This window comes from Streptomyces sp. NPDC001410 (assembly GCF_042895235.1).
Taxonomy (GTDB): domain Bacteria; phylum Actinomycetota; class Actinomycetes; order Streptomycetales; family Streptomycetaceae; genus Streptomyces.
The window spans coordinates 1-1,849 of sequence record NZ_JBIAWE010000055.1; the positions used below are offsets into that span (position 1 = coordinate 1).

Here is a 1,849-nt window from a genome sequence, read left to right on the forward strand (position 1 = left end):
ACAGGTCGCGCCGATAGGTGATCGTCAGAAGTGTCGTTGGGAGCGGTTGGTACAGCGGTGGGTGGTCCTTGCCCGGCGGATCAGGCTGCGGATCGTGATGATGGTGTCTGCGAGGTCGAAGAACGCATCGATGATCGTCGCTCGGCGTTCGTAGCAGCGGGCTAGCCTGACAAAGGCGTTGTGCCAGGCATCGGTCCGCTCGATGTGCCAGCGTCGTCCCGCTTGAATGGGGGCCTTTTCGCCCTTGTGTGCGATCTCGCTGGTCAGGCCGCGGCGCTCCAGTTGGTTCCGGGTCTTGGCGGAGTCGTAGCCAGCGTCCAAGTGGACTGTGATGTCGTCGGGTAGGGGGCCGAGGTCGTCGAGCTTGTCCAGCGTGGGAGCGAGCAGAGGTGAGTCGTTGCGGTTGGCCGGCGCCAGCACTCGGCCGAGCGGGATGCCGTAGCCGTCCACCAGCAGCGAACGTTTCATCCCTTGCTTGCCCCGATCCACCGGGGATCGTCCGGCCACCTCGCCTCCGCCCGGAGCCTTTGTGATGCAGCCGTCCACCGTGATGTGTTCCAAGAGCAGGCCGACGATCCGGTCGTAAGCCTCCAGAGCGACCTGCTTGAGCTGCGCGAACGCTCCGGCTTTGATCCACTCGTCGCGGCGGTTTCGGATCGTGGTCGCCGAGCAGGTCGAGTCAGCGATCGCCTCGTACGAGCAGCCGAACCGCAGCAGTTGGATCAGCTTCTCGAAAACGACTTGGTCAGCGACCCGCCGCCGGTGACAGCCCAGCGGATGCGAGGGGACGTACACGGGCCGAGCGGGAAGAAGGGCCTCGAACTGAGCCCATAACGGGTCGACCAGGAAAGCTGGAAGCACAGGCATGCACGATCCCCATCCTTGAGCACTGATGTACACGGTCCGGTGATCTTTAAGGTCCTGCCTGCGCAGTTCCTTGCCTTGGCCCACGGTCCATCTCCGCTGCCTTTACAGATGGGTGGGCCTTCGGCGCGATGGCGTTGTGTCAGTGACTGACTCACCCTGAGGTTTGTCGGATCCGTCCCAGAGGCCGGGCGGGGACTCCAAGCAGTCGGGCCGCTGTCAGCAGGGCTGTGGCGAACAGCAGGGGGCCGATGGTCTGAGGGACCTGCTGATGGACAGCGCCGATCGCTGCGTCGACGATCTGGACCGCGCCGTTCAGCGCGAGTAGCAGGCCAAGGGAACGCCAGGCGCGTATGGCCAGCAGCCAGACCATTCCGCCGAGCAGGACGATGCTGCGGGCCGCCATATAGGCGGCATACGTCCTGGGCGCGGCCTGGTCGCCTCCAGGCACCAGCCCGCCTGGGTCGACCAGGCTGGACACCGTGAAGTAGCCGGACGTGAACACAGTGAGGAGCGCGACAAGCCCGCCGAATCGACGGACATTTACTGAGGGGACCATATCATTCGGGCACCGAATCATATGGCTAGGCTAACGTTGACTATGTGGCAGCGGAAGAGTCTTTGACCGACACGGTGGGTTTCTTGTTGGGCAAGCTGGGCCAACAGGCGAACGTGCGCTTCGCGGACCGGCTAGCCCCGCTCGGGCTGCGCCCCCGGCACTGCGCCGTCCTGGAACTCCTGTCCGGCGGGCCGCTGGCGCAGCTCGAACTGGCCAAGGCCGTCGGCGTGACCGCGAGCGTGGTCGTCGACATGCTCGATGAGCTTGAGCAACTCGATGCCGTGCGACGGGTACGCGATACCGCAGACCGCCGGCGTCAGCTCATCGAACTGACGCCGACCGGCCGCGAGCTGCGACATCAGACGCTCTCTTTGGCACGGCAGAACGATGAGGAACTGCTGACCGCGATCAGCCCCGCCGAAGCAG

Annotated in this window: 3 protein-coding genes; 1 reads left to right on the plus strand and 2 read right to left on the minus strand. The window is 64.9% G+C overall.

Features of this window, described 5'->3' with window-relative positions:
• Positions 1–24 precede the first annotated feature (24 nt).
• Both ACFY3C_RS45725 and ACFY3C_RS45730 read right to left on the minus strand, forming a co-directional pair.
• Positions 25–867, minus strand: coding sequence for an IS5 family transposase (locus tag ACFY3C_RS45725; RefSeq protein ID WP_390775191.1), 843 nt, complete (start codon positions 865–867; stop codon positions 25–27).
• Between the two features lie 151 nt (positions 868–1,018).
• A complete protein-coding gene (locus ACFY3C_RS45730) occupies positions 1,019–1,369 on the minus strand; it encodes a hypothetical protein (protein WP_390775189.1) in 351 nt (116 codons plus the stop codon).
• A 98-nt stretch (positions 1,370–1,467) separates the two neighbouring features.
• Here ACFY3C_RS45730 and ACFY3C_RS45735 point away from each other — a divergent pair.
• Positions 1,468–1,849, plus strand: a 382-nt coding sequence (locus ACFY3C_RS45735) for a MarR family winged helix-turn-helix transcriptional regulator (RefSeq protein ID WP_390775190.1), incomplete at its 3' end; no start/stop codon positions are given.

Coding starts and splice junctions, on each gene's coding strand:
- ACFY3C_RS45725 (WP_390775191.1), bottom strand. CDS start 867: ATGCCTGTGCTTCCAGCTTTCCTGGTCGACCCGTTATGGGCTCAGTTC.